This window comes from Halomonas sp. M20 (assembly GCF_020622265.1).
Taxonomy (GTDB): domain Bacteria; phylum Pseudomonadota; class Gammaproteobacteria; order Pseudomonadales; family Halomonadaceae; genus Modicisalibacter.
In genome coordinates, this window is the sequence record NZ_JACNMQ010000001.1 from 755,969 (window position 1) to 776,135 (window position 20,167).

At 58.2% G+C, this 20,167-nt stretch carries 18 protein-coding genes; 13 read left to right on the plus strand and 5 right to left on the minus strand.

Translation table 11 applies throughout. The annotated features are described in order from the left end of the window. Positions 1-14 precede the first annotated feature (14 nt). The 9 genes from murD to lpxC all read left to right on the plus strand — a co-directional run bounded on the left by murD (position 15) and on the right by lpxC (position 10,686). Positions 15-1,466 carry a UDP-N-acetylmuramoyl-L-alanine--D-glutamate ligase gene (murD, locus tag H7850_RS03560; protein ID WP_227368006.1) on the plus strand — a complete coding sequence of 484 codons (1,452 nt, stop codon included), beginning with the start codon at positions 15-17 and terminating at the stop codon, positions 1,464-1,466. Beyond that, positions 1,463-2,638: a putative lipid II flippase FtsW gene (gene ftsW / locus H7850_RS03565; protein WP_227368007.1), complete on the plus strand. Its 1,176-nt coding sequence runs from the start codon at positions 1,463-1,465 to the stop codon at positions 2,636-2,638. The genes murD and ftsW overlap by 4 nt, the downstream gene beginning before the upstream one ends. After that, positions 2,635-3,783: an undecaprenyldiphospho-muramoylpentapeptide beta-N-acetylglucosaminyltransferase gene (gene murG, locus H7850_RS03570; RefSeq protein ID WP_227368008.1), complete on the plus strand. Its 1,149-nt coding sequence runs from the start codon at positions 2,635-2,637 to the stop codon at positions 3,781-3,783. The genes ftsW and murG overlap by 4 nt, the downstream gene beginning before the upstream one ends. 25 nt (positions 3,784-3,808) lie before the next feature. Then, a complete protein-coding gene (gene murC, locus H7850_RS03575; protein ID WP_227368536.1) occupies positions 3,809-5,311 on the plus strand; it encodes a UDP-N-acetylmuramate--L-alanine ligase in 1,503 nt (500 codons plus the stop codon). Continuing rightward, complete coding sequence (locus tag H7850_RS03580) at positions 5,308-6,252, plus strand: D-alanine--D-alanine ligase (protein ID WP_227368009.1); 945 nt, start codon at positions 5,308-5,310, stop codon at positions 6,250-6,252. Before murC ends, H7850_RS03580 begins: the two co-directional genes overlap by 4 nt. Before the next feature lie 5 nt (positions 6,253-6,257). After that, complete coding sequence (locus H7850_RS03585; protein ID WP_227368010.1) at positions 6,258-6,980, plus strand: cell division protein FtsQ/DivIB; 723 nt, start codon at positions 6,258-6,260, stop codon at positions 6,978-6,980. Between the two features lie 203 nt (positions 6,981-7,183). Further along, positions 7,184-8,458 (plus strand): cell division protein FtsA, encoded by a 1,275-nt coding sequence (gene ftsA, locus H7850_RS03590; RefSeq protein WP_227368011.1) that lies wholly within the window; start codon positions 7,184-7,186, stop codon positions 8,456-8,458. Positions 8,459-8,494: 36 nt separating this feature from the next. Continuing rightward, positions 8,495-9,658 (plus strand): cell division protein FtsZ, encoded by a 1,164-nt coding sequence (ftsZ, locus tag H7850_RS03595; RefSeq protein WP_227368012.1) that lies wholly within the window; start codon positions 8,495-8,497, stop codon positions 9,656-9,658. A gap of 113 nt (positions 9,659-9,771) precedes the next feature. After that, entirely contained in the window at positions 9,772-10,686 is a 915-nt protein-coding gene (lpxC, locus tag H7850_RS03600) for a UDP-3-O-acyl-N-acetylglucosamine deacetylase (RefSeq protein ID WP_227368013.1), read from the plus strand. Positions 10,687-10,766: 80 nt separating this feature from the next. On the opposite strand, the gene H7850_RS03605 is transcribed toward lpxC, so the two are convergent. Further along, on the minus strand, positions 10,767-11,261 hold the full coding sequence (locus H7850_RS03605) for a DUF721 domain-containing protein (RefSeq protein WP_227368014.1): 495 nt from the start codon (positions 11,259-11,261) through the stop codon (positions 10,767-10,769). 67 nt (positions 11,262-11,328) lie between these two features. On the opposite strand from H7850_RS03605, the gene H7850_RS03610 reads away from it, so the two are divergent. The 4 genes from H7850_RS03610 to H7850_RS03625 all read left to right on the plus strand — a co-directional run bounded on the left by H7850_RS03610 (position 11,329) and on the right by H7850_RS03625 (position 16,790). Then, the gene (locus H7850_RS03610; protein WP_227368015.1) at positions 11,329-11,679 is read left to right on the plus strand and encodes a hypothetical protein; all 351 of its coding nucleotides are present in this window, start codon (positions 11,329-11,331) and stop codon (positions 11,677-11,679) included. Positions 11,680-11,825: 146 nt separating this feature from the next. After that, complete coding sequence (gene secA, locus H7850_RS03615; protein ID WP_227368016.1) at positions 11,826-14,561, plus strand: preprotein translocase subunit SecA; 2,736 nt, start codon at positions 11,826-11,828, stop codon at positions 14,559-14,561. A 38-nt stretch (positions 14,562-14,599) separates the two neighbouring features. After that, complete coding sequence (argJ, locus tag H7850_RS03620) at positions 14,600-15,814, plus strand: bifunctional glutamate N-acetyltransferase/amino-acid acetyltransferase ArgJ (protein WP_227368017.1); 1,215 nt, start codon at positions 14,600-14,602, stop codon at positions 15,812-15,814. A gap of 28 nt (positions 15,815-15,842) precedes the next feature. After that, positions 15,843-16,790 (plus strand): Nudix family hydrolase, encoded by a 948-nt coding sequence (locus H7850_RS03625; protein ID WP_227368018.1) that lies wholly within the window; start codon positions 15,843-15,845, stop codon positions 16,788-16,790. Positions 16,791-16,887: 97 nt separating this feature from the next. On the opposite strand, the gene yacG is transcribed toward H7850_RS03625, so the two are convergent. The 4 genes from yacG to H7850_RS03645 all read right to left on the minus strand — a co-directional run bounded on the left by yacG (position 16,888) and on the right by H7850_RS03645 (position 20,107). Then, positions 16,888-17,139: a DNA gyrase inhibitor YacG gene (gene yacG, locus H7850_RS03630; protein ID WP_227368019.1), complete on the minus strand. Its 252-nt coding sequence runs from the start codon at positions 17,137-17,139 to the stop codon at positions 16,888-16,890. Next, positions 17,136-17,792, minus strand: a complete 657-nt coding sequence (gene coaE, locus H7850_RS03635) for a dephospho-CoA kinase (protein WP_227368020.1) — start codon at positions 17,790-17,792, stop codon at positions 17,136-17,138. Before coaE ends, yacG begins: the two co-directional genes overlap by 4 nt. Positions 17,793-17,848: 56 nt before the next feature. Continuing rightward, positions 17,849-18,712: a prepilin peptidase gene (locus H7850_RS03640; RefSeq protein WP_227368021.1), complete on the minus strand. Its 864-nt coding sequence runs from the start codon at positions 18,710-18,712 to the stop codon at positions 17,849-17,851. A 147-nt stretch (positions 18,713-18,859) separates the two neighbouring features. Beyond that, the gene (locus H7850_RS03645; RefSeq protein ID WP_227368022.1) at positions 18,860-20,107 is read right to left on the minus strand and encodes a type II secretion system F family protein; all 1,248 of its coding nucleotides are present in this window, start codon (positions 20,105-20,107) and stop codon (positions 18,860-18,862) included. Positions 20,108-20,167: the final 60 nt, after the last annotated feature.

Consider the following 20,167-nt stretch of genomic DNA (forward strand, 5'->3'; position numbering starts at 1 on the left):
ACGTTGGAATGTCGATGTCATCGGTACCCCAGGGACATACGTTGATCGTCGGGCTCGGCCTTTCCGGAAGCGCTGTTGCCCGGCATCTGACGCGTCTGGGCACGCCTTTCATGGTGGCGGATACGCGACAGGCACCGCCTGGGTTGCACGCCTTTCGCGAAGCGCATCCAGGCGTCGCCATTCACTGTGGCCCGCTGACGGAGCTCGATCTTGCCCAGGCGCAGGAGGTTGTGCTCAGCCCCGGCGTCGATCCGCTCACGCCTGGATTGGAAAGGCTCTGGAAGCGCAAGCTCGGCGATATTCAGGAATCGGAAAACCAGGGGGCCGAGGTCGCTGCGTCGAGGATTCTGGGGGAGATCGCTCTGTTCGTACGTCAATGCAGAGCGCCGATCGCTGCTATTACCGGCTCCAATGCCAAGTCCACGGTGACCACCTTGCTCGGCGAAATGGCTAGCGAAGCGGGGCTCGAGGTTGCCGTCGGCGGTAATCTGGGTACGCCGGCCCTCGATCTGCTCCAGGATCATCCAGACGCGGATCTATTCGTGCTCGAACTTTCGAGCTTTCAACTTGAAACCACGCCGAATCTGGGCGCTACAGCAGTGGCCTTTCTCAATCTTTCTGAAGATCATCTTGATCGTCATGGCGATATGACGCGCTATCGTGCGGCTAAATCGGCTATTTTTCATGGTGCATCCTATGCCATCGTCAATGGAGAAGATTCATCGACCTGGCCGCGAGAGAAAGAATCACACCAGGCGCCAGATCTCGTCTGGGAACGATTCACTACGAAGGCGCCACAAGCCGACGAATGGGGAATCGGCGAGTACGACGACGGAACGGGAGCGCAGCCCTGGTTGATGCATGGCACTGATCCGCTGCTGGCCGTGGCGGATATGCGTCTACCCGGGCTGCACAATCATGCCAACGCCCTGGCGGCGATGGCCCTAGGGCATCGACTCGGGTTGCCCCTGGCTGCCATGCAGCGAGTGTTGAAACGCTTTCCCGGCCTACCTCATCGAGGCGAATTGATTGGTGAAGGGCAAGGGGTACGCTGGATCAACGACTCAAAGGGTACCAATGTAGGCGCTACGCTAGCGGCCATGGCGGGGCTTGGCGCTACGCTTACAGGCAAGTTGATCTGGCTTGGGGGCGGGCAGGGCAAGGGCGCGGACTTCAGTCCATTGAAAACGCCTCTAAAACGATACGCTCGGGAGGCCATCGTGTTTGGCCTTGACGCACCGCGTCTGGCTGGGGACATCGAAGGAGCGGCGCCGATAACGCACACTCGGAATCTGCAGGAAGCATTGGAGCGTGCTGCCGCCATCGCATGCCCAGGCGACTGTGTGCTGCTGTCGCCGGCCTGCGCCAGTCTCGATCAATTTACACATTATATGGCTCGAGGCGATGCCTTTCGCAGCTGGGTCCAGGAATATCTCGCTACCCGTATTGACCAGGAGCATTCATGAAGGATTGGGTTGCGCGTCTTTCCACTGCCGGTCAGCCTTTTGACGCCTGGTTGGTACTTGCGGCAGGAACATTGTTGCTGGTTGGTCTGGTCATGGTGACCTCCGCCTCGACGGAGGTAGCGACAGGGCTTACCGGTAATCCATTTTATTACGGTATCCGACATGGCATTTTCGTTGTCATTGCCGTAACGTTCGGCACGGCAATGCTGCTGGTGCCTCTGAGCTGGTGGCAGAACAACGGACCTTGGCTGTTGCTGGCGGGGATCGGACTCTTGATACTGGTGTTGCTGGTGGGTACCGAAGTCAACGGCAGCAAGCGCTGGATACCCTTGGGCCCGATCAATGTGCAGGCCTCGGAGCTTGCCAAGCTGTTCCTGATCATCTACATCGCCAGCTATCTGGAACGTTTTCTATCTGGCGTGCGCCGCCGTCTCTGGGAATTTACCAAGCCGCTACTGGTGCTTCTGCCGATCGCTGTGCTGCTTATCCTCGAACCGGATTACGGTGCTCTTGTGGTCATGACCAGCAGTGTGATGGGTATGCTGCTCTTGGCGGGAGCGCCGCTTCTGCGCTTCATCCTGCTACTGACGGTCGTGTCGTTGCTGGGCGTGTACGTCGCCATTGCCGAACCCTATCGACTGGAGCGTATTACCAGTTTCACCGATCCCTGGGCGGACATGTATGACTCGGGCTATCAGCTGACCCAGGCGCTGATTGCCTATGGCCGTGGTCACTGGTTCGGGCTGGGCTTAGGTGACAGCGTACAAAAGCTGTTCTATCTGCCGGAAGCCCATACGGATTTCGTCTTCGCCGTCATCGCCGAGGAGCTGGGTTTGGTGGGGGCCATTACTGTGATCAGCTTCTTTGCACTTTTGGTTTATCGCGCGCTTGCCATCGGCCGCCGGGCAGAGCTGATTCGATTGCCGTTCGCTGCTTATCTCAGCTACGGTATTGCCCTGGTATTTGGAGGTCAGGCCTTCATCAACATTGGAGTGAGTACCGGCATGCTGCCAACCAAGGGGCTGACACTGCCCTTGTTGAGCTATGGCGGGTCGAGTCTCGTGGTCAGCTGCATCATGGTGGCGCTGCTGCTGCGAGTGGATATCGAGACCCGACGTCTGACCCGCTACGCAAATGCCCGGCAACAGGTCAAAGGAGTTCCCGACCCATGACGTCGTCAGAGGCACCCGTGCACACATCCGCGCAGGACACTTCCGTTCGCCGTGTGCTGATCATGGCCGGCGGTACCGGCGGCCATGTGATTCCCGCCCTCTCCTTGGCCAGGGCACTCATTGCCCAAGGGGTCAGCGTCGAGTGGCTGGGGAGCCCGCGCGGCATCGAGAACCGTCTGGTGCCGGCGGCGAACATCACGCTGCACCGTATCGATATCGCCGGATTGCGCGGCAATGGCCTGGCGGGATGGCTGGTGGTGCCCTGGCGTCTATCCCGAGCAGTCTCCCAGGCCTGGCGGATCTTGCAACGCTTCGATCCTCAACTGGTAGTTGGCATGGGCGGTTTTGCCAGTGGCCCGGGCGGGCTGGCGGCCTGGTTGTCCCGACGGGCGCTGGTGGTGCATGAGCAAAATGCCGTGGCCGGCATGACTAATCAGGCGCTGTCGCGACTGGCAACGCGAGTCTATGCCGCCTTTCCCGGAGCTTTTCGTAAAGCCGGTAAGGCGCACAAGGAGATCGTCATCGGCAATCCGGTGCGCAGCGAGATCGCTGCCTTGGGGCGCCAGCCACGTACGGCAGAAGAGATGCAAGACCGGCGGCTACGAGTGCTGGTGGTAGGTGGCTCGCTGGGAGCCCAGGTTCTCAATCAATGCTTGCCGGAAGCCTTCGCATTGCTCGAGGCAAAGGCACCCGCGAGCAAGCTGCCCGAGATTCGCCATCAGGCCGGTCGCGACAAGGAAGACCCGACTCGGGAAGCCTATGCCGCCGCCGGAATCGACGCTCAGGTCAGTGATTTCATCGACGCCATGGCTCAGGCCTATGAGTGGGCGGATCTGGTCATTTGCCGTGCCGGGGCCTTGACCATCGCCGAGCTTGCAGCTGCGGCCAAACCTTCTTTGCTGGTGCCTTACCTTCATGCGGTGGACGACCATCAAACCCGCAACGCTCGGCATCTCGTTGATGCTGATGCCGCCTTGCTGATACCCCAAACCACCTTGGATGCGGCTTCGCTTGCCGATACGCTTGCGACCGTACTCGCCCCCGAACGCCTTGCCACCATGGCAGTTGCCGCCCGCGGCTGCGCGCATCTCGATGCGGTCGAGCGCCTGGTGGACGGCTGCATGGAGATCGGTTTTGAGCGATAACCCCTTTTCCGTTTCCCGCCAGCAAATGAGCCCCGCCCTTGGTTCATCGCTACACGCCGCCACGGGTTTAGGCATGCGACGCATACGGCGCATTCACTTCATCGGTATTGGTGGTGCCGGTATGTGCGGCATAGCAGAAGTGCTGGCCAATCAGGGCTATCAGGTCAGCGGCAGCGATCTCAGAGAATCTTCCGTCACGGCGCATCTACGTGACAGCGGGATACGCGTTGCCATCGGTCATGCATCGGCCCATGCCGAAGGTGCCGACGTGATCGTGGTTTCCACCGCTGTGGACCAGAGCAATCCCGAAATCGTCTGGGCACAGAAATATCGCATTCCCGTGGTGCGTCGCGCGGAGATGCTGGCGGAGCTGATGCGTTTTCGGCATGGCATCGCGGTCGCCGGTACTCATGGCAAGACGACTACCACCAGCCTGACCGCGACGCTGCTGGCGGAGGGCGGGCTCGATCCAACCTTCGTGATTGGCGGCAAGCTGACCAGTGCCGGTACCAATGCGCGGCTGGGGGAAGGGGAGTATCTGGTGGCGGAGGCGGACGAGTCCGATGCCTCTTTCCTGCATTTGCAGCCGATGGTTTCCATCGTGACCAACGTCGATGCGGATCATATGGCCACCTATGCCGGGGACTTCTCGCGTCTCAAGGATACCTTCATCGAGTTTCTGCACAATCTTCCTTTTTATGGGCTGGCGATACTCTGCCTCGATGATGACAACCTGCGTGGGCTGATGGGCCGAGTGCAGCGTCAGTTCGTCACTTATGGCTTCAGCGCCGACGCGGACTATCGCATCGTCGATTTCGTGCAGGAGAGTGGCGAAATTCGGTTCACCGCTCTGCGTCCTGAGGGTCATGCGCCTCTGGCGGTTCGCCTGGCAATGCCCGGGGAGCATAATGCCCAGAATGCATTGGCAGCGATTGCCGTGGCGACGGACGCCGGCGTGGGTGACGACGCCATTCTGCGCGGGCTTTCTAACTTTGCCGGAGTCGGTCGACGTTTTCAGGTGCACGGCAGCTTTTCATTGGGTGGGCAACAGCGTTTCGATCAAGGCCATGAGCAGACCCGGGAAGAGAGTCAAGGCGAGGTCATGCTGGTTGATGACTACGGCCATCACCCGCGTGAAGTTGAGATGGTCATTCGAGCGGTGCGAGCCGGCTGGCCCAAGCGGCGCCTGGTGATGATTTATCAGCCCCATCGATATTCCCGTACCCATGATCTTTACGAAGATTTCGTACGAGTGCTGTCCGGGGTCGACACATTGCTGCTGCTCGATGTTTACAGTGCCGGTGAAGCGTCCATTCCCGGCGCCGAAGGGCGCACGCTGGCGGGTTCGATTCGACAGAGGGGCGACGTCGATCCGATGTTCGTCGAACACAAGAAAGAACTACCACGCCTGCTTTCTCGGGTATTGCGTGACGGCGATATTCTTATCACTCAAGGTGCCGGCGATATCGGCGGTATCTCCCTCGCACTGGCGGCTAACCAGTTACAGTTAGACAAGGTAGAACTATGAGCAATTCGCGACGGGATGGTGCATCGAATCCCGATGATTTTGGTCGTGTGGTCGTACTTTACGGTGGCAATTCAGCAGAACGGGAAGTGTCTCTAAATAGCGGCAAGGCGGTTTTGGCGGCATTGAAGCAAACCGGCCTCGATGTGCGTGGCTACGACCTGGCCGAAGGCGGATTGAGCGGGTTGGAAGCGCTGGCCCCGGATCGTGTGTTCGTTGCCTTGCACGGTCGTGGTGGCGAGGATGGCACGCTACAGGGCGCGCTTGAACTGCTTGGTATTCCCTATACCGGCAGTGGTGTGCTGGCCTCGGCGCTGGGTATGGATAAACAGCGTACCAAGCATCTCTGGCGCTCATTGGATTTACCCACGCCGCAAAGTATTACGTTGGAACCCAGCGCCAATTGGGAGCAGGTTGTCGAGTCTCTGGGACTGCCGATGGTAGTCAAGCCGGTACATGAAGGCTCGACCTTGGGCATCAGCATCGTGGATAGCCTCGATGCCTTGAAATCTGCCTATCGGGAGGCAGCCCAGTTCGACGCGGTGGTCATGGCAGAGTGCTTTGTTTCGGGCGAAGAATATACCGTGTCGCTGCTTGGCAACAGGGTGTTGCCGGCGATTCGCGTCGAGGTGCCCAGCGGCTTTTACGATTATGAGGCCAAGTATCACTCCAACGAGACGCTCTACCACATCCCCTGCGGGCTAAGTGTCGAGCAGGAACGGGAGCTGGGTCAGCTTTGTCTTCGTGCATTCGAGGCGCTCGGCTGTTGTGGCTGGGGCCGAGTCGATGTCATGCGAGACGCTCAAGGCAAATTCTGGCTGCTTGAAGTCAATACCGTGCCGGGTATGACGGATCATAGTCTTGTGCCTCAGGCCGCAGCCCACGCGGGCATCAATTTCGAGGAACTGGTGCTGCGTATTCTTGCCACGTCACTTGAGGCGTGAGCTCGATGGCATCTGCTGGGTCTCGTGGCACGATTGTAGGTTTGCTACTTCTGATCGTCTTGTTGAGTGCCGGTGGGCGCGCGCTGTGGTTATGGCTGGATCGTCCCCTTGAGCGGGTTTCGATCAGTGGTGATCTAAGTTATGTCAGCGCCAACTATCTGCGTGAACAGTTGGCACCCATGGTTCAAGGGCAGAGCTGGCTATCGGTGGATCTCGCTGAACTGCGAAAACGAGCGCGAGCAATCGAATGGCTTTCCGAGGTGCGAGTCTCGCGTCACTGGCCGAATGCCCTGACTTTCGAGCTTTATGAACAGGATCCAGTGGCACGCTGGAACGATGATTTGCTTATCAATCCCCAAGGTGTGCCGTTTCAACGAGGCAATGTAACAATACCTGATGATCTCCCTGATTTATCTGGTCCTAGGGGCAGTGGTACGGAAGTATTGGCACTACTCGATCAATTACACAATCGCTTTACATCGCTAAAATTTGAAGTAACTCAGCTGAGACTCGAAGATCGTGGTGCCTGGCGTTTTCAGATCGATGACAGTATTTGGGTGATGCTAGGGCGCAATCAGCACGAGTCACGATTGGCACGTTTCATTGCGGCCTGGAAACGTCAACTTAAGTTTAAAGCGTCGCAGATTCGCTACATCGATCTTCGTTATCCGAATGGAATTGTTGTTGCCTGGCACGGTGAAACGGACGTGGAAGTACCACGGCGTTAATACCTACTATCACTTTTTGGCGCCAGCCGCCGATAGACAAGGGTATAGGGTGTTTCTTTCGTTAAAAAATACCCGTATTCTACTGCTGAACTTGTATGCGGGCTGGATAAATTATAACTTTGATTTTTTAATCAGCCACGATTTTTTAAGCGTACATTAACTGCTTACTAACTATAGTGAAGATTGAGGAGTGATCCCGACCCATGGCAGGACAATCCAATGCTTCCAATATGGTGGTTGGGCTGGATATCGGGACGTCCAAGGTCGTAGCGATTGTCGGTCAACCCACTGATGATGGCGGGCTCGAAATCGCTGGAATTGGCTCGCATCCGTCGCGTGGCATGAAGAAAGGCGTCGTCATCAATATCGAATCTACTGTGCTGTCCATTCAGCGAGCAGTGGAAGAAGCTGAATTGATGGCTGGCTGTGATATTCATTCAGTCTACGTAGGTGTTGCAGGAAGCCACATTAGTTCAATGAATTCCGATGGCGTGGTGGCAATCAAAGAGCGCGAAGTGACGCCCTCCGATATCGATCGTGTCATCGACTCTGCCCGCGCTCGTGCAATTTCAGAAGGTCAACGCATCATTCATGTGCTGCCTCAAGAGTTTGCCATCGATACCCAAGAGGGTATTCGCGAGCCCTTGGGCATGTCCGGCGTTCGACTCGAGGCGCGAGTGCATCTGGTAACAGCCGCGCTTAATGCCGTTCAGAACATTGAAAAATGCGTACGTCGCTGTGGTCTGGAAGTCGACGACATCATCCTTGAGCAGCTCGCCTCAAGCCATGCGGTATTGACCGAGGATGAGCGCGAACTCGGGGTGTGCATGGTGGATATCGGGGGTGGCACCACCGATATTGCCGTATTCACCGAAGGGGCGATTCGCCATACGGCGGTTATTCCCATTGCGGGTGATCAAGTTACCAACGATATCGCTATGGCCCTGCGTACGCCAACCCAGTACGCCGAGGACATCAAGGTCAAGTACGCCTGCGCGCTGACCCAGTTGGCTTCTAGCGATGAAATGGTCAAGGTTCCCAGCGTCGGGGATCGTCCGGCTCGAGATTTGTCGCGGCAGGCGCTTGCCGAGGTAGTCGAGCCCCGTTATGAAGAGCTCTTTACCCTTGTGCGTGAAGAGCTGCGTCGTAGCGGTTTCGAGGACCTCGTTGCCGCTGGCGTCGTGCTGACTGGCGGCACATCACGCATGGAAGGTGTGGTAGAGCTTGCCGAAGAGATTTTTCATATGCCAGTGCGTATTGCCTGCCCGCAGAACGTGCGCGGCCTGGCAGACGTAGTGCGCAACCCGATTTATTCCACTGGGGTGGGTTTGCTACTCTACGGAATGCGCGAAGCCAAGCATGGCCAGACTCGCGCGGTAACGGCCCAGCCCCGCAGAGAAGAGGGCTCCAGGCGGACGGTCACGGATGACACCTCGACGCTGAAACGGGTCAAAAGTTGGTTCAAAGGTAATTTCTGACAGGGGTCGTAAGAGCGACCACAGGAGACGGGGCAAATGTTCGAATTGGTAGATAACGCACCTTCAAGCAGCGCGGTCATCAAGGTGATCGGCGTGGGTGGCGGTGGCGGCAATGCCGTCAATCACATGGTCGAAAGCAACATCGAAGGCGTCGAGTTCATCTGCGCCAATACCGATGCGCAGGCGCTCAAGCGCGTCTCAGCCAAGACCGTTCTTCAGCTCGGTACTGAAATCACCAAGGGCCTTGGCGCCGGTGCCAGTCCCGAAGTTGGGCGTCAGGCGGCGATGGAAGATCGCGACCGCATCGCGGAGCTTCTGCAGGGCGCCGACATGGTGTTCATCACTGCCGGCATGGGCGGTGGTACGGGTACCGGGGGCGCTCCCGTCGTGGCTCAGGTCGCCAAGGAGCTGGGTATTCTCACCGTTGCGGTGGTGACACGCCCATTTCCCTTTGAAGGACCCAAGCGCATGCGTGCCGCAGAAGAAGGCATGCGTGAGCTGTCCGAGCACGTGGACTCGCTGATCACCATTCCCAACGAGAAACTGCTGGCGGTGCTTGGCAAGAGCGCAAGCCTTCTGACGGCGTTTAGCGCTGCCAACGACGTGCTGCTAGGCGCCGTTCAAGGTATCGCTGAACTGATTACCAGCCCGGGTATCATCAACGTCGACTTTGCCGACGTTCGTACGGTCATGTCCGAGATGGGTATGGCGATGATGGGTACCGGCGGCGCCATTGGCGAAAATCGTGCCCGGGAAGCGGCGGAAAAGGCCATTCGCAGCCCGCTGCTCGAGGACATCGATCTGCACGGTGCTCGCGGCATTCTGGTCAACATTACTGCTGGGCCGGACTTGTCCATCGGCGAGTTCAACGACGTGGGTGCCACCGTCCAGGAGTTTGCCTCTCAGGACGCGACCATTGTCGTCGGTACGTCCATCGATATGGAAATGTCCGACGAACTGCGGGTCACCGTCGTTGCTGCCGGTCTCGATGCTCAAAAGGAAAAGCCTGCGGTTCGCGAGAATGTTTCGCGTCCGGAGTCCAATGACTATCGCAAACTGCAGCAGCCAACGGTCATGCGTCAGCAAGCTGCAAAGGCCGAGCAGGACAATGCGGTGAAAGCGCGGCAGGAGAAGCGCAAGTCTCAGGAACTCGATGATTATCTGGATATTCCTGCGTTTCTGCGCCGTCAGGCCGATTGAGCGGCACTATCGGAGGCATAGGTAGGAGCCAGGTGATATTTTTTTGTTAAATCGCTTGTTCGCTGTTATAGTGAACACTGTTCGACAATTTTTATGACACTTGGCCCTTGCCCATGATCAAACAACGTACGCTCAAAAATACCATGCGCGCTACCGGAGTCGGCTTGCACTCCGGTGAAAAGGTCCGCCTGACATTGCGTCCGGCCCCCATCAATACCGGTATCGTCTTCGTGCGTACCGATCTCGATCCTGAAGTGCGCATCCCGGCTCGAGCTGAAAACGTCACCGACACCACGCTCTGTACTGCCCTGTCCAGTGATGGTGTCAAGGTATCGACGGTAGAACATCTCATGTCGGCCTTCGCGGGGCTGGGTATCGATAATGTATTCGTCGAACTCAACGCTTCTGAAGTGCCGATCATGGATGGAAGCGCAGGGCCTTTCGTCTTCCTTATTCAGTCCGCGGGTATCGAAGAGCAGAACGCGCCCAAGAAGTTCATCCGCATCAAGCGTGAGATTGTGGTGAACGACGATGGCAAGGAAGCTGTATTCACGCCTTACGACGGCTTCAAGGTCTCGTTTTCCATCGATTTCGACCATCCTGCTTTCGATCAGCAGAAGCAGACTGCAACCGTGGACTTTTCGACGACCTCCTTTGTCAAGGAGGTGTCCAGGGCGCGGACTTTCGGCTTTATGCGGGATCTCGAATTCTTGCGCTCCCAGAACCTGGCACTCGGTGGCAGTCTGGATAACGCCATCGTGGTAGACGACTACCGCATCCTCAATGAGGGCGGATTGCGCTATGACGATGAGTTCGTCAAGCACAAGGTGCTCGATGCCATTGGCGATCTTTACCAGCTCGGTCATAGCCTGATTGGCGAGTTCCGGGGTGTAAGATCCGGGCACGCACTGAACAACCAGCTATGCCGCGCCATGTTGAGCAACCCGGATGCATGGGAGATCGTCACCTTCGAAGGCGCTCGTCAGAAGGCGCCGATTTCGTACTCTGCGCCGGCAATGGCCATGTAGACGATTAAGATCGGTCCACGGTCAGCAATAGAAAGATTTACGCCGATTCAATGAAATTGAATCGGCGTTTTTCATTGAGACTACTCCAGGGAGCCGGACTGATCGTCTTTTGCTTCAGCATGGGTGGCCAGCTTTTCCAGGGAGCGCTTGAGCATTGGGTCATCGATATCCGCGGCACAGCTGGAAATCTCGTCCGCGGCCCGGGCAGAGAGTCCACGCGTCAGCCGGGGAGGTATCTTGGGGGGACTGACAGGGCGTACCTTGAAGGTCAGGCCGGTAACGCTTTCGAACTCCGGTAGTTGGTGCAGCAATTGCAGCAGTCGGGTCTGTTCGTAGCGCAGCCAGGTCATCCATACGGCACGATCGGTAATCAGGGTCAGTTTGCCTTGGCGATAACCGCCTACGAAAATATGCTCGCGCACCTCCTGGGGGAGATGACCGCGCAAATATTGCTGCGCACGATCAATGGCCTGCGCCATGCGCATCAGGTTTCCCAAGTCCCCTGCGCCAGACGAATGACCTGCCAATAGCCGGGTCATGGGCTGGGCTCGAAACCGCTTAGGCTTTATACTCACGGGCTTGCTCACGAACTCCCTGACGTCAATACAGGCAATCTAACACGGCCAGGAGCCCATCGACAGCATGACCCCTTCCGGTAAACCCGTTACTACAACGACACCGTTCTCACCTCGTCGTGGGGCTACACGGCTGTGGTTGGCTGGGCTGCTGGTGGGCTGCCTGTTGCCAGGCGCGCTGGCCCAAGGTGAAAGCCTGCGGCTTGTCGAACGTCTTGCTCAGCACTATCTGGTCGTATCCCGGGTCGTCCGCGCCAACTCACGACGAATCGCCAGACGAAGCCTCTGGTGCCTGCACAATTCACGACGTCGACCTCGCTACAAAGCGACCCCGTTGCAACATCATCCTGTTCTTCGGCGCAGCTGTGCCGGTCATGATGTCCTGAGTCGACGCGGTCCGCCGGGTCACGCTCGTTAGAAGGCTATTTGTCGCTCGTCTATCGATTGGTTTCACTATTCTGCCTCACTTTTTAATTCGATAGCATCGCGCGACGTACTTTACCGCGAGGAAGTAAATGACGGATCAGCGCCGTCTTGTGTGGCCCCAAGAATTCAGGATATCGCATGTTAAACACTGTATTACGTAAGCTGGTTGGCTCGAAGAACGACCGGGAAGTCAAGCGCATGGGCAAGCTGGTCCATGAGATCAACGCCCAGGAAGAACGCATTCAGGCGCTCTCGGACGAGGAACTCAAGGCGCGCACCGAGGAGTTTCGTGAGCGGCTGCGTGCCGGGGAAAGCCTGGACAAGCTGTTGCCGGAGGCCTTCGCCACGGTACGCGAAGCGAGTCAGCGTGTCATGGGCATGCGTCATTTCGATGTTCAGCTGATCGGCGGGGTCACCCTGCATCGCGGGCGTATTTCCGAGATGAAAACCGGCGAAGGCAAGACCCTGGTGGCCACACTCGCGGTCTATCTCAACGCGCTACCCGCCCTGGGCGTGCATGTGGTCACTGTCAACGACTATCTGGCCAGGCGCGACGCGGACTGGATGCGCCCGCTCTACGAGTTTCTAGGATTGAGCGTCGGTGTCATCTATTCGGGTCAGAGCAACGAGCAAAAGCGTGAGGCCTATGCCTGCGATATCACCTACGGCACCAACAACGAATACGGCTTCGATTATCTGCGGGACAACATGGCCTTCTCCCTGGAGGAAAAGGTACAGCGCAAGCTGAATTACGCCATCGTCGATGAAGTCGACTCGATCCTCATCGATGAAGCCCGTACGCCGCTGATCATTTCCGGCCCGGTGGAGGAGAATACCGAGCTTTACAAGGTTGCGAACCGTTTGGCCAAGGAGCTCACTCGCTGCGAGAACGAGGAGGAGCCCGCCAGCGGCGATTTCATACTCGACGAAAAGCAAAAGCAGATCGAGCTGACCGAGGAAGGCCATTCCAAGGTGGAGGGGCTGCTACGCCAGCAAGGCCTTCTCGCCGAAGAGGACTCTCTCTACGCGGCGCAGAATCTGGGCCTTTTGCACCACATGCACTCGGCGCTGCGAGCGGGGCATCTGTTCCACCGCGACGTGGACTATATCGTCAATGGCGATGAAGTCGTCATCGTCGACGAACACACCGGGCGCAGCATGCCAGGGCGGCGCTGGTCGGAAGGCCTGCATCAGGCCGTCGAAGCCAAGGAAGGGGTGACGATTCAGCGCGAGAGCCAGACATTGGCCTCCACCACCTTCCAGAACTATTTCCGCCTGTATGACAAGCTCGCCGGCATGACCGGCACCGCGGATACCGAGGCTTTCGAGTTCCGTCAGATCTACGGCCTCGATGTCATGGTGATTCCCACCAACAAGCCGATTCAGCGTAAGGATTTCAACGATCTGGTCTATCTCTCCGCGGAGGAGAAGTACGAAGCGATCATCGAGGACGTAAAGGTCCAGCGCGACGCCGGTCGGCCTATTCTCGTGGGCACGGCTTCGATCGAGACTTCCGAACTGCTGTCCGGGTTGATGAAGCAAGGCCAGATTCCGCATAACGTGCTCAACGCCAAGCAGCACCAGAGCGAAGCCGAGATCATCGCCCAGGCGGGACAACCCGGTGCCATTACCATCGCCACCAACATGGCCGGACGCGGTACCGACATCGTGCTGGGGGGCAACTGGGAAGCCGAGATCGCCCGGCTGGATAACCCGTCTCAGGAGCAGATAGAAGCAGCCCGGGTAGAGTGGCAGGCACGGCACAATGCAGTGCTCGAAGCCGGTGGCCTGCATGTGATCGGCTCCGAGCGTCACGAATCCCGGCGCATCGACAATCAGCTGCGAGGCCGTTCCGGTCGCCAGGGCGATCCCGGTTCGACTCGCTTCTTCCTCTCCCTGGAAGACAATCTGATGCGGCTGTTCGGCTCGGATCGGGTGCAGCGATTGATGCAGGCGCTGGGGCTCGAACGCGGCGAGGCGATCGAGCACAAGATGGTGTCCAATGCGGTCGAGCGGGCCCAGAAGAAGGTCGAAGGGCGTAACTTCGATATCCGCAAGCAGCTGCTCGAATACGACGATGTGGCCAACGACCAGCGTCGAGTCATCTATGAGCAGCGCGATGAGATACTGGCCGCGGATAATGTCTCGGATAATGTCGCCGGCATTCGTGACGAAATGCTCGACAGTGCAATCAGCAGTTATGTACCGCCGCAGAGCCTGCCGGAGCAGTGGGATCTTGAAGGCCTGCAACAGCATCTGAAAACGGATTTCAATCTCGACGTGCCGGTGACCGAATGGGCCCGAGAGGATGAGCATTTCCACGAGGATTTGCTGCGCGAACGGCTGCAGAGCAGTCATCGAGAGATCTATGCCGCCAAGATCGAGGCCATCGGTGAGGACTTGATGCGCCGTTTCGAGAAACAGGTCATGCTTCAGGTGCTCGACACCCGCTGGAAGGAACACCTGCAGTCCATGGACCATTTGCGTCGCGGCATTCACCTGCGCGGCTACGCTCAGAAGAATCCCAAGCAGGAGTACAAGCGCGAGGCCTTCGAGCTGTTTCAATCGCTGCTTGGCAATATCAAGCACGATGTCACGCGTATCCTCAGCCATGTGCAGGTGCGCCGTCAGGAAGAGGTCGATGAACTCGAACGCCAGCGCCGCGAGACCCTGGAACGGGAAAAGGCCACGGCCCAACAGACCCGAGAAGATTCCGCCCGGGAAGAAGCCGCCAGCGAGGTCGACGACGGGGCCCAGGCGTCTCAGCAGGAGCAGCAGACCGTGCGTCGCGAGGGCCCCAAGGTCGGTCGCAACGATCCTTGCCCTTGTGGGTCCGGCAAGAAATACAAGCAGTGTCACGGCAAGTTGAATTGATCAGAGATTAAGCCAAGACAGACTCAGGGAGAAAGGCGATGGCGGTAGGTCAGACAAGCTTTCCCGATATGCCGGTAATCGAGGGAATTCGGCTGGGATCCGCTAAAGCAGGCATCAAGAAGCCTGATCGCCGCGATCTCGTGGTCATCGAAATTGCCGAAGGAGCAAGCGTCGCGGGTACATTCACCCGCAACGCCTTCTGCGCAGCGCCTGTACTGGTCGCCCGGGAGCATCTGGCAGAGAAGACGCCGCGCTACATGGTGATCAATACCGGCAACGCCAATGCCGGTACCGGCGAACAGGGGCTGCGGGATGCCCGGGCCTGCTGCATGGCCATACGGGAGTTGACCGGCGTGCCCTATGATGCGGTGCTGCCGTTTTCCACCGGGGTGATCGGTGAGCCGCTGCCGGTCAACAGCATCTGTTTCGGCCTGCCGGACGCATTGGCGAACATGGGTGATGACAGCGTCGCCTGGCAGCAGGCGGCGGAAGGCATTCTCACCACGGATACCCGCACCAAGGGCGCCGTGGCGACCTGCGAGATCGGCGGCCAGAGCGTTACCCTCAACGGCATTGCCAAAGGGTCTGGCATGATCAGGCCGGACATGGCCACCATGCTGGCATTCGTCGCAACGGATGCTGCGATCGAACGTTCTCTTCTCGAGTCGCTGTTGCGTGAAAGCGTGGCGCGTTCGTTCAATTGCATCACCGTCGATAGCGATACCTCGACCAACGACGCTTGTATGCTGATCGCTACGAGGCGCGGTGCCGCCGTGGCGGGCGATGATGAAATCGCCGCCTTTCGTGAAGCGCTGGACAAGGTGCTGATCGATCTCGCCCAGCAGATCATCCGCGACGGGGAAGGCGCGACCAAGTTCGTTACCCTCGAGGTGAGTCAGGCGAGTTCCCGCCAGGAAGCGCTGGATGTCGCCTTTACCGTTGCCCACTCACCGCTGGTCAAGACAGCGCTTTATGCCTCGGATGCCAACTGGGGGCGTATTCTGGCAGCGGTCGGTCGGGCGCGGGTGGAGGATTTTGATGTTGCAAGGGTGACCATCGATCTCGATGATGTGCGTTTGGTAGAGCAGGGCGGACGCGCCGAAAGCTACACGGAAGAGGCGGGCAGCGCTATCATGGCCAGGGAAGATATCGTAATCCGCATCGCGCTTGGGCGTGGCGAGAGCGCGGCAACGGTATGGACCTCGGATCTTTCCCACGACTATGTGACGATAAATGCAGATTACCGCAGCTGAAACCAGGCAGACGAGGACGTTGAGCAACATGATCAAGCGCAGGGTACATGTCGCGGCAGCCGCCATTTTCAGCAGCGATGGTCAGGAAGTCCTGCTGGCGCGGCGCCCTTCCATCGTCGATCAAGGCGGACTGTGGGAGTTTCCCGGGGGCAAGCTTGCCCCTTTCGAGACCGGCTTCGAGGCACTCAAGCGGGAGCTGCATGAAGAACTCGGTATAACGATCAAGAAGGCGCAGCCGCTGATTCGTGTGCCTCACGAATATCCCGACAAGCATGTGCTGCTGGATGTATGGCAGGTTCATGCCTTCGAAGGAGAGCCCTACGGACGTGAAGGCCAGGCGGTACGCTGGGTGCGCCTTGAAGATCTTTACAACTATGCGTTCCCGGCGGCCAATATGCCGATACTGCGAGCCGTCATGCTGCCCAGGGAATACTTGATCACTGCCGAGGAAGAGGATGGGGCGGTATTTTTGTCTCGCCTCGAGAGGGCGCTGAAAGAGTACGGCGTGCGACTCGTACAGCTGCGTGCCAAGACATTGGACGACAAGGCTTATCAAGAGCGCGCCGCGGCGAGCCTTGCCCTGTGTCGGGAGTACGGTGCACGGCTACTGCTCAACGCCGATCCAGGGCTGCTGGACAAGATCGATGCGGATGGCATTCACCTGACCAGCGAGCGCTTGATGGGCTTGGAGCGACGCCCCGTCCCTTCAGGAAAATGGCTGAGTGGCTCGACTCACGATCGTCTGCAGCTCGAGCAGGCAAATCGTATCGGCTGCGATTTCGTCACGCTATCGCCGCTGCGCACGACGCCGACTCACCCGGAGGCCTTGCCGCTTGGCTGGCACGACTTTCAGCAACTCGTCGAATATGCCGGTACGCCAGTGTATGCCCTGGGTGGCATGAGCTGCGAAGATGCCAATCGCGCCCGAGCGGTGGGTGCCCAGGGCATCGCATCGATCCGACATTTCTGGAAATAGGCAATAGTCGACGGGCTTTGCTCTTCCAGTCGTATTCGATACCCCTGCACGACAAGGCCACGCTGATGCGTGGCCTTGTCGTTTAGTATGCCGTTACTTACTTCTGTCCGCCACGCTCCAGTCGATCGATCAGGGCGTCCAGGTCGGCCTCATCCATTGCCGGCTCTCCGGCAATACGATGGGATTCGTCCGCCCAGGCGCCCAGGTCAAGTAACTTGCAGCGTTTGGAACAGAACGGACGATAGAGATTGTCCGTGGTCCAGGCTACCTTGGTGCCGCATTCCGGGCAGGCGACTTGTAAAGGTGGGTTGCTGCTGTTTTCAGGCTTGGCGTCGTTATCGTGGCTCATTCATACCTTCCGTTGGAGGTGGGTGTCACCAGATCTCGGTAGCGAGCATCGAGCTTGGCTACCTGTTCGATCAGTGCTGCATGATCGCCTTGATTGTCGATGACGTCATCTGCCATTGCCAGACGCTGCTGACGAGGCATTTGCGCTTGCACGATGGATTTGGCCAGGACTTCATCGCTCTCGTCCCGGGCCATGGTGCGGGCAATCTGCACGTTTTCCGGCACATCCACGACCAGGCAGCGATCCACCAGTTCCCGCTGGCCAGATTCGAACAGCAGGGGAGAGACCAGTAAATGATAAGGAGCACCGCTGGCGCGCATCGATTCGAGATGCTCGAGCAACCGTTGACGGATACGCGGGTGAGTGACGGATTCCAGCCAGCGTCGCTCGGTCTCGTTCCTGAACACGATGGCGCGCAAGGTCCTTCGGCTCAGTTGTCCTTCGGCATCGATCACATCAGGGCCAAAATGATCTGTGATTTCGGCCAGGGCAGGCTCGCCGGGCATCACTACTTCCCGTGCCACATCGTCCGCATCAACCCAGGGAATGCCGTGTGTCTCGAAAGCGCGAGCCACGGCGCTCTTGCCCGAGGCGATACCGCCGGTGATGCCGATGGTCAAAGGGCGCTGCTGCTGAGAGTATGGCGTATCCATGAAGCTCCAGGGCGTTGATGTAAGCGGTCACTATTATTCATGATCGCGAAGGAGCGTCATCCAAGCAAGAGGGACTGATAAAACCTCATCAAATACCCGCCGAAAAGCAGCATGATCCATCCGGCCATGGCCAGGAATGGGCCGAAGGGGAGGGCCTGGCCGCGCAGCTTTGGAATCGATGCTTGCACGATGATGCCTATCACCGCGCCCACCCCGGCGGATAGAATCAGTAGCAGGGGCAGCATTTCCCAGCCCGTCCAGGCACCCAGCGCGGCCAGAAGCTTGAAATCCCCATAGCCCATGCCCTCCTTGCTGGTAATCAGTTTGAACACCCAGTAAAAGCCCCACAGCACTAGATAGCCTAAAACCGCACCGAGTACCGCGCTTTCCAGCAGCCAGGGCTGGAATAGCAGCTGATAGATCAAGCCCAGCCAGAGCAGCGGCAGAGTCAGAATATCCGGGAGCAGTTGAGTGCGAAGATCGATCAGTGCCAGGGTCAGCAGCATTAGGCAGGCGATACCGAGCAGCACGCTTGCGCCGTTCAGACCGTTGAGCATGACCACCGCTAGCATCAGGGCGCCGCTGGCCAACTCGATCAGTGGATACTGAATGCTGATCGGCTCACTGCAGTGGGCGCAGCGGCCGCGGCGCTTGAGATAGCCAAGCAGTGGAATATTGTCGTGCCAGGCAATCGGGGTAGCGCAGCTCGGGCATCGGGAGCGAGGCGTGGTCAGGGTAACCCTGGGTAGATCCGAGTCGGTTTCTTGGGGTAGTGCCAGCGCCTCACGGGCTTCCCTGCGCCATTGCATCATCAACATGCCAGGCAGTCGTGCCACCACCACATTGATGAATGAACCCACAATCAAGCCAAACGTGGCCGCCAGGGGCCACGTGATTACAGAAGGAAGGTCGCTGTACAAGATGATTCCTCGGATAACAATTGCGCGATCGTCACGAGCGAAGGCGAGACAAGGCGAAATTGATCGAGGAAGCGGAGTTTACTCTTGTAAATGAGCATTCCGAGATTAATTTCAACGCAGTATCGCCGAGCGCAGTAGATCGTATATCTAGATAGCGCTGCCCATTTCAAAGATGGGCAAATACATGGATACGACAAGCCCACCCACCATCGTACCCAATACCACAATGATAAGAGGTTCGAGCAACGAGGTCAGGGCATCGACCTTATTGTCGACGACTTCTTCATAGAAATCTGCCACCTTGTTGAGCATTGCATCCAGCGAACCGGCTTCTTCACCGATGCTGACCATCTGTGTTGCCAGTACGGGAAACAGGTTGGTGTTGCGCATGGCGAAGTTGAGGCGCTGGCCGTTGGAGACATCCTCGCGGATTTGAAGGATGGCGCGCTCGTAGACTTTGCTGTCCACGGCGCCGGAAGCGGTTTCCAGGGCTTCGACCAGGGGCACGCCGGCATTGAAAGTGGTTGCCAGAGTACGCGCAAAACGCGCCACGGAGGACTTGTCGATGATGTCACCGAGCACCGGCAAATGCAGCATGAACTGATGCATCTTGTAGGTGAATGCCTCGGAACGCTGCATGGCCTGCCGCATGACAAGTCCCAGCAGCATCAAGCCGCCCAGGGCAAAGTACCAGTAGTTCTGAGCGGCCTCGGATAGCGAAATGGTCATTCGGGTCATGGCCGGGAGTTCGGCTCCGAACCCGGCAAACATGCTCTCGAACTGTGGTACCACCTTGATCAACAAGAGCGCGGTGACGCCGATGCCTACCCCGATGACCGCAACCGGATAATACATGGCCTTGCGAACCCGAGCCTTGAGGGACTCGATTTTCTCTTTGTAGGAGGCCACCCGCTCCAGCATGCGGTCCAGGGCGCCGGCCTGCTCACCGGCATGAACCATGTTGGTGAATAGCCGATCGAAATGCCGCGGATGCTTTCGCAGCGCCTCGGAAAAGCTGGCGCCGGCGGCGACATCCTCCGCAAGTTGCTGAACGAGCTCCCGCATCGCAGGCTTTTGCAGGCTCTCGGCGACCACGTTGAAGGCTTGCAGAACCGGCACGCCGGCGCGAATCATGGTAGCCATCTGGCGTGCAAACAGCATCACGTCCCGAGGGCCGACCCGCCCCCGGCCGCCAAACAGATGGCTTTTTCGCCGCAAGTTCTTGATCAAAATGCCTTGCTTAGTGAGCTCCTGTACCACCTCGCTTTTCTGCGCGGCGACCTGTTCACCCTTGATCGACTTGCCTTGATCGTTCTTGCCGGTCCAGTACCAGCGGTGGAGCTTGGGCTGCTTCCGCGGCTTATGGTGCCGTGCCACCCGTATGGTAGTAGCCATGACGTTTTCCCTGTGTATGCGTATTTTTTTGGTGTCGTTCTGGGTCGTTGCCCGAACGTA

Excerpts from the sequence above, each read along its gene's own strand:
- murD (WP_227368006.1), top strand. The coding sequence starts at position 15 with ATGTCATCGGTACCCCAGGGACATACGTTGATCGTCGGGCTCGGCCTT.
- ftsW (WP_227368007.1), top strand. The coding sequence starts at position 1,463 with ATGAAGGATTGGGTTGCGCGTCTTTCCACTGCCGGTCAGCCTTTTGAC.
- murG (WP_227368008.1), top strand. The coding sequence starts at position 2,635 with ATGACGTCGTCAGAGGCACCCGTGCACACATCCGCGCAGGACACTTCC.
- murC (WP_227368536.1), top strand. The coding sequence starts at position 3,809 with ATGAGCCCCGCCCTTGGTTCATCGCTACACGCCGCCACGGGTTTAGGC.
- H7850_RS03580 (WP_227368009.1), top strand. The coding sequence starts at position 5,308 with ATGAGCAATTCGCGACGGGATGGTGCATCGAATCCCGATGATTTTGGT.
- H7850_RS03585 (WP_227368010.1), top strand. The coding sequence starts at position 6,258 with ATGGCATCTGCTGGGTCTCGTGGCACGATTGTAGGTTTGCTACTTCTG.
- ftsA (WP_227368011.1), top strand. The coding sequence starts at position 7,184 with ATGGCAGGACAATCCAATGCTTCCAATATGGTGGTTGGGCTGGATATC.
- ftsZ (WP_227368012.1), top strand. The coding sequence starts at position 8,495 with ATGTTCGAATTGGTAGATAACGCACCTTCAAGCAGCGCGGTCATCAAG.
- lpxC (WP_227368013.1), top strand. The coding sequence starts at position 9,772 with ATGATCAAACAACGTACGCTCAAAAATACCATGCGCGCTACCGGAGTC.
- H7850_RS03610 (WP_227368015.1), top strand. The coding sequence starts at position 11,329 with ATGACCCCTTCCGGTAAACCCGTTACTACAACGACACCGTTCTCACCT.
- secA (WP_227368016.1), top strand. The coding sequence starts at position 11,826 with ATGTTAAACACTGTATTACGTAAGCTGGTTGGCTCGAAGAACGACCGG.
- argJ (WP_227368017.1), top strand. The coding sequence starts at position 14,600 with ATGGCGGTAGGTCAGACAAGCTTTCCCGATATGCCGGTAATCGAGGGA.
- H7850_RS03625 (WP_227368018.1), top strand. The coding sequence starts at position 15,843 with ATGATCAAGCGCAGGGTACATGTCGCGGCAGCCGCCATTTTCAGCAGC.
- yacG (WP_227368019.1), bottom strand. The coding sequence starts at position 17,139 with ATGAGCCACGATAACGACGCCAAGCCTGAAAACAGCAGCAACCCACCT.
- coaE (WP_227368020.1), bottom strand. The coding sequence starts at position 17,792 with ATGGATACGCCATACTCTCAGCAGCAGCGCCCTTTGACCATCGGCATC.
- H7850_RS03645 (WP_227368022.1), bottom strand. The coding sequence starts at position 20,107 with ATGGCTACTACCATACGGGTGGCACGGCACCATAAGCCGCGGAAGCAG.